Annotated in this window: 5 protein-coding genes; 4 read left to right on the top strand and 1 reads right to left on the bottom strand. The window is 58.9% G+C overall.

All coding sequences use genetic code 11. From position 1 onward, the window contains the following. The first annotated feature begins 226 nt into the window (after window positions 1-226). Window positions 227-847 (top strand): protein tyrosine phosphatase, encoded by a 621-nt coding sequence (locus MJ783_RS03700; protein WP_255724359.1) that lies wholly within the window; start codon window positions 227-229, stop codon window positions 845-847. Here MJ783_RS03700 and MJ783_RS03695 read toward each other — a convergent pair. Then, the gene (locus MJ783_RS03695) at window positions 756-2375 is read right to left on the bottom strand and encodes a bifunctional diguanylate cyclase/phosphodiesterase (RefSeq protein ID WP_239308499.1); all 1620 of its coding nucleotides are present in this window, start codon (window positions 2373-2375) and stop codon (window positions 756-758) included. The genes MJ783_RS03700 and MJ783_RS03695 overlap by 92 nt on opposite strands. A gap of 826 nt (window positions 2376-3201) precedes the next feature. Between MJ783_RS03695 and MJ783_RS03690 the strand changes: the two genes are divergently transcribed. The 3 genes from MJ783_RS03690 to MJ783_RS03680 all read left to right on the top strand — a co-directional run bounded on the left by MJ783_RS03690 (window position 3202) and on the right by MJ783_RS03680 (window position 7008). After that, window positions 3202-4230 carry a glycosyltransferase gene (locus MJ783_RS03690; RefSeq protein ID WP_239308498.1) on the top strand — a complete coding sequence of 343 codons (1029 nt, stop codon included), beginning with the start codon at window positions 3202-3204 and terminating at the stop codon, window positions 4228-4230. Window positions 4231-4310: 80 nt separating this feature from the next. Further along, a complete protein-coding gene (locus MJ783_RS03685; RefSeq protein WP_239308497.1) occupies window positions 4311-5648 on the top strand; it encodes a glycosyltransferase family 4 protein in 1338 nt (445 codons plus the stop codon). Between the two features lie 394 nt (window positions 5649-6042). Next, window positions 6043-7008 (top strand): NAD-dependent epimerase/dehydratase family protein, encoded by a 966-nt coding sequence (locus MJ783_RS03680; RefSeq protein WP_239308496.1) that lies wholly within the window; start codon window positions 6043-6045, stop codon window positions 7006-7008. Window positions 7009-7010 lie beyond the last annotated feature (2 nt).

The following is a 7010-nucleotide window of genomic DNA, read 5'->3' as shown; positions in this document are numbered from 1 at the left end:
TATTCACATACGGAGTGTGACAGAACGAACCCTTATCCAAAAGAGTGTCGTGGCACGTGTCGCAACAACATGCCTACTCTCAGTTGCCACTCAAGCCAGAGCGCGCCACGATGGGTCGTCGACAACATAGATAGTAATATTTTCACTACAAAAAGTAGTTTGACACTGTACGAATATTGGGCTCGAAGGATCGGCGGACGATGTGGCGCCACCATGGCACGTTCTGATGGTTTGTACGGGCAATCTGTGTCGGTCACCCATGGCGGAGTACCTCGCCGTCGCGGCGCTCCAGGCCGGCCTGGGTCCCTACGCGAGTTCCGTGACCGTTCGCAGCGCCGGTACCCGCGCCCTTGACGGCGCGCACATGCACCACGCCACCACGACGCTCCTTGCCGAACGAGGCCTTTCCCCAGACGGCTTCACCGCGCGCCGTGTTGACGCTGCCATGCTGAGCAGCGCTGACCTGGTGCTATGTGCGGAGCGCGAGCACCGCAGCATCGTTGTGACGATGGTGCCGAAGATTCTGCGCCGTACCTTTACGCTACGGGAGTTCGCCCGGCTGACCGCCGGCATCACCCCTAGCGAGATCACCCTCTCGGACACCACGGTGGATGTTGTCCGGGGATGTGGTAACGCCCTGGTTGCCCGCGCGGTGGGCTGCCGGGGCCTGAACCGGCCCGAGCGGCCCACCGACGATGACATCGACGATCCGATCGGATCGTCGATCGAGGTGTTCCGGTCCTGCGCCGAGCAGATCAGCGCCGCGCTGGCACAGCCGCTGCAACTGTTGACCCGCGCCGTGCGCATGAGTAGCCGTCCCCTACCGGCGCGCCAACGCCCAAAGTGATCGCAGTCTGGGGCAACCGAGTGTGGCCAGCCCACTGGCGCAGCCAGGGGAGAACCTGATCACCAGCCATTGGCCGGGCGACGAAATAACCCTGCACCTCGTCGCATCCCCAAGCTGCCAACAGCGCCCACAGCCGGATTGTCTCGACGCCTTCGGCGACTATCCGCAGGCGGAGCGCGTGCGCCAGGGCAATGGTCGAACGAATGATCTCCGCAGCTGCGGCATCCCATTCGACCTCCCGCAGGAGTGCCCGGTCGAGCTTGAGCTCATCGGCTGGAAGGTCGCGCAGATAGGCCAAGGAGCAGTAGCCGCTGCCGTAGTCGTCGAGGCTGACCCGGACACCCAGCGCCCGCAGCCGGGTAAGTGTGCGCTGAGCATGATCACGTCGCGTCATCATCGAGTCCTCCGTGATCTCCACACAGAGCGCGGCGGCAGGCACAGCCGCCTTGCCCAGGGCGTCACGCACCTCGAACACGAAGGCGGCATCGACGATCACGGATGCCGGAACGTTCACCGATACTGACAATGCTATGCCCCCGGCGCGCCACCGTGCGCACTCGGCCAACGCGGTCCGAAGGACGAACGCGGTCAGCGCCGGCATCAGGCCAACGGTCTCCATGTCCGGGAGAAAAAGCTGCGGCGAGCGGACACCGTCGACAGGATGGCACCAACGCACCAACGCCTCCATGCCGGTGATACGGCCGGTACGTAGATCGACCTTGGGCTGGTAACGCAGTTCGATCTGCCCGTTGCGCAACCCCGTACGAAGCTCAGTGCGCAACCGCAGCCGAGCCGGGCTGGGGCGCGGCAAGCCCGTGTCATACACGCGGTGGCCAGCATGGGACTTCTTCGCCTCCCGGAGAGCCAGGGATGCGCTGCCCAGCAGCGCACCGATGTCGCTACCGTGATCGGGAGCTAACGCGATACCGATCTTCACCTCAAGCGGTGCCCGCATGCCGGCCAGTACGAACGGTGCGCCCAGAGCCTCCTGTACATCGATCGCGGCATCGGTGACCATCTGCCGCGCGCGCTCGGCTTCCAGCCCGTGAAGCAGCACCGCGAACTCGTCCCCACTGATCCGCGCGATCAGATCCCCGGGGCGTCGGACCGCGCTGATCCGCCGGCTCACCGCGACCAGCAGACGATCGCCGTACTCGTAGCCGAGGGCACTGTTGATCTCACTAAAACGATCGATGTCTATCACCATCAGCGCGACGCACGGCCTGAGCCTTCGCGTGTCCGGTGACGGGTCGCCGCCCCCGGCGGGCACCATTGGTGGTTCCCGCACATCGGTGAGCAGGCATGCCGCCTGCTCCAGAAATCCACGCCGATTGGTCAACCCAGTCAGTTCGTCGATCCGCGTGAGCTCACCGTCGGCACGTTCTGCCCACAGGGCACAGGCCAGCAGCGCTGTCCGAGCGATGACAAAAATGATCGACAGCAACAGCAGATCGACAAGCCATGCGGCAATTTCGTCGCCTAGTAGAACCCAGAGCAATAAAACAGTCGTAATCACTCCTATCGGCACTGAGATTGCCTGCGTACGACACCCGACCGCGAAAGCGATCGGCCGGATGACCCGGTTGATTCGATCGGCGTGACCCGACATACCTAGCGAACACTCCACCGCCGCAGCTGAGTCAAACTTCCGATGCCGCATCCTGGTCGTCGACATAAAAAATTCCATCATTGTGCCGATTGCAGCACAACACGCTCGCCAGCGACACGTCCTGCGTAATTACCAAGCATCAATTCCCCCGAATTCCGAACATCCTGATTGTTCAGCGTGACTCGTCCGAGGGTAACGGGTCGGTCTTCCCCGATTTGCAGCGCTTGGACCGCCACCGACCAACCTTGAGAGCCGCCAGCAGGCGGTTCCCTCATCAGCGCGATGCGCACTGAGAAGAAGCACTGACAGCCACAGCGTAGTCCGTTCAAAAGCCCACACCGTGGTTGCCATGCAAACAAGATCTCTAAATCTGCCAACGCCAGACGTAACCCATCCCAAATAGGGATCTAACAGGGCAACTCATCGATGCGTAGCCACCGCCACGCCAGGCAGTTCAATACGGACGGTACCCATCTAGCCACGTTATGATTCACAACGGCAAGCATCGATCCCTGCACCCCGCCTGCAGAAATTACCATCGAGGAGAAGCCCGCAGAGCCCCCAACTGACATACGATTCTACGCCGAAATATTTTTCAATCTTGTTAGGATAATTGTTTTTCTCTTAATAAATTCGACTTCCAGGCAACATTCACAATCATTTTACAGATAACTCATCAATGCATTCATCGAACGGAGAGTCATACTTGACATTAATTCAATCAAATCGGCCAGAGCTGCGAGTTGTGACACCCTACGGTGCCGGCGGAGGCAGCTCACGGGTACGGGTTCTTGATTGGTTGCGGTGGCTCCAGCTGGATGCCGAAGTACATGATTATCTCGGCCGGCACAACGCAGCGCCCCGCGCACTGGCACGTCAACCACTGGCAGTCGCCAGCGCTGAACGAGCTACACGTGCGCTGCGCCAGAGGCAATCAGGCCGACTTTTACTGCACCGCGAGGCAAGCCCTTTCAGCCGTGGCCAGCTCGAGCGGCAGCTGCTGTCGGCTGCGGACTTCGGGGTCTACGACTTCGATGACGCCCTACAATGGGACTCCAGCGGAGGTTTGATTCGGCGGATCGTCCCAAAACCGAAAAAATGTATTGCCGCGGTGCGAGCCGCAGACAGAGTGGTGGCTGGCAACGATGTTCTCGCGGACTGGGCATGCGGATTTAGCCATGATGTGATCATGATTCCGAGTTGCGTCGACCCAGTTACCTATACGTGCAAAAATCGATACATAGTTTCTGATCCGCCCCTGCTCGGCTGGGTCGGCAGTCCGAGCACCGAGCGCTATCTTCGTCTCGTCGAACGTCCGCTTCTTGAGCTTCACCGCCAGACAGGTGCCCGGCTTCGAATCATTAGCGCCGGCGCCGCGTCGCTTGGCTCTCTCGATCCCATAACAGAGCGGGTCCCCTGGAGCCAGTTTGATATCGGCCGGCTTCTTGTCGATATAGATGTCAGCATCGCTCCGCTTGTTGATGGACCCTACGAACGCGGAAAATGCGCATACAAGATCCTTCAGTACGGCGCATCAGGAGTCCCAGTTGTCGGCTCTCCGGTTGGTGCGAACCAACTGGCGCTCGCTCGGTTGGGCGGAACAGCCAGCACCACCCAAGACGAGTGGTTCGACGCTATTCTCACCCTTCTTACAATGGATGTCGCCGAACGTACGAAAATTGGGAAACACTCCCGCAGCGCGGTCCAACAGCACTATTCGTTCGCCGCATGGGCATCAAGATGGCGCGACGCGGTTGGCCTTGATACCAACTGAATACAGTCAGTACGATCGCCACCTTTCGACTGGGAATAACCGTTTTTCTCGGCCGTGCCGAGAAAAACTATGGAGACTCGATGCCAGATACCCGCTTTTATGAGACGCCCGCTACCGTAAGTAATATGAACGCCACAAAAATTTCACGCACCAGACGCCCAGAGATGATTCATCCGCAAACGAATAGCGCTACAAAAATAGTGTTTATCGTAACTATTCCCATGAGCGCCCAAATACTTCTCCGCGGCCAGCTTGCGGACATGCGGAATCGTGGCTACTCCGTCACTTTGATCTCATCGCCGGGGCCAGCCCTGTGGGCGACCGCCCAACGTGAAGGAATCAATGCAATTCCTGTGCACATGGAACGTCAGATCGCCCCTCTCGCTGACTTGCGGGCGCTCATCGCAATCACTCGCATCCTACGAAAAGAACGTCCTACGATCACAAAAATCGGAACCCCCAAGGCCGGGTTGCTCGGTGGGCTCGCTGCCGTCGTTGCAGGCGTTCCCTGCCGCGTCTACGTACTGCACGGCCTACGGCTGGAAACCGCGACCGGGCTGAAGCGAGCAGTGTTGTGGAGCGCGGAACGGGTAGCGTGCCTCAGTGCGCACCGAGTCCTCTGTGTAAGCCCAAGCTTGCTGCAGGAAGCGCGGCGACTACGTCTGCTGCCTCGCGGAAAAGGGGTTCTCCTAGGTAGCGGTACATCCAATGGAATCAATAGTAATCATTTTTCTGCTACCGAAGAGCTCCTACAGGCCGCCAGCCTGCTTCGTAAAAAATTCGGAATTCCCGAAGATGCAAAAGTGATTGGCTTCGTGGGCCGGCTTACTGGTGACAAGGGTATCGTGGAGCTGCTCGCCGCACACCGACTCCTCCAGCGGAGTTTCCCCGGCCTGCTTCTCCTGCTAGTAGGCGAGCCGGATCCCGATGATCCCCTGCCAGCCAGCGTCGCTTCGACACTGACCGCACCCGGCGTGATTCAGGCAGGCTGGTTGACTGACACCGCAGCGACCTACCATGTAATGGACGTGCTGGCACTGCCCACCTACCGCGAGGGATTTCCGGGCGTTTCCCTCGAAGCAGCTGCCGCAGGGCGTCCGGTTGTCACTACGAGTGCCACCGGAGCGATCGACTCAGTAGTCGACGGTGTGACTGGATACATCGTCAAACCAACGGACTCCGCCGCCCTCGCTGATGCCCTGGGCCGTTTTCTCGCAGATCCGGAGCTTGCCCAGCGAATGGGACAAAACGGACAAAAAAGAGTCCGACGCGAATTCGACCGACAGGCCATATGGGATGGAAACGATAGCCTTTTTCGACAGCTACTCAAGGAGCGCGGTAACAACAAGAGAGGCAGCGTCAAGCTCTGGCGTGCGATGGGGAATATTCGCGCGAAGATCAGAGTCAATAACAATTGAAACGGCCACACAGTTCCGGCGTTGCCATGAAGACATATCAACATCCGCCACGCTTAGCGTACGTCGAAGGTTCTGACTTCGAATCGCGAGGCACGTTTAGATCCCGTTTTAGATCTTTTGTCCGGACGGGCCACGACCAACTACTTCCTGGATTCGTTCTCGGCCAAACCGATATAACTAAGCCGGTATCGGTTCGGCCTTTCGCCTTGCCAAGAACCGCTTGGACACGACTCACTGTCCGAACCCAAGATTCAAAAAAAGCTCTTAGACCGGCATTCATATGAGGCATCTTGGACCACGAACACGTCCAGTCCAGCGAGAGCGTCGGTGACCGGACTCTAAATCATTTCATGCGACATCTGAACTCAAATCAAGAACTAATCGAGGTGACGTAATGAAGATTGTCGTGACCGGTGGCGCTGGATTCATAGGTGCGAATCTCTGTCGGGCACTTCTTGCACAAAACGTGCCCGAGGTTACCGTAATCGATGATTTGAGTACCGGCGCCCTGGAAAATCTCGATGGGCTCGCGGTGGATATCCATGAGGCCAGTATCCTGGATCGCGCCGCACTTGACAAAGCGGTCATCGGAGCCGATGCAATCATCCATCTCGCCGCCCGTCCATCCGTGCCGCGGTCCCTGGCCGATCCGCTCACCTCCAACGAGGTGAACGTAACCGGAACGCTGAGAATTCTCGAAGCCGCACGCCGGGTCCAGGCACACGTTGTGGTTGCCTCCTCGTCATCAATTTACGGCGGCAATCACGAGTTGCCAAAACGAGAGGACATGCTCCCTCGTCCGCTAAGTCCGTACGCGGTAAGCAAGCTGGCGACCGAAAGTTATGCCCTCTCATATGCATCCTGCTTCGATCTACCGGTTCTCGCGATTCGTTTCTTCAACGTCTTCGGACCTATGCAGTCCAGTGGGCACGCATACGCGGCGGTGATCCCACAATTCGTCGAAGCCGCCGTCAACGGGCATAAACTGCAGGTTCACGGAGACGGTCGGCAGACACGGGACTTCACCTATGTTGGATCGGTAGCCGAGATTCTGGCCGATGCCGTGCTACGACGAGTCGTCCACAACGGCCCGGTGAATTTGGCATTCGGGACCCGTACGAGTCTGCTGACGGTCATCAAGATCCTTGAACGGATAATGGGACGCCGCCTGGACATCGAGCACGTTGCGTCGCGACCCGGCGACATCCGTGACTCGCAGGCGGACACCAGAATCCTACAGACGCTCTTCCCCGCGGCAGCACCATATCTCCTGGAGTCCGCACTTACCGCGACCGTACAGTGGTATATGAAAAGATTTCCTATCAATCGACCCCTGTCTGTTGCTGAGCTTGCCGTTTAACT

Source organism: Protofrankia sp. Cj3 (assembly GCF_917627355.1).
Taxonomy (GTDB): Bacteria; Actinomycetota; Actinomycetes; order Frankiales; family Frankiaceae; genus Protofrankia.
This window is presented reverse-complemented; position numbering and strand designations above follow the sequence as displayed.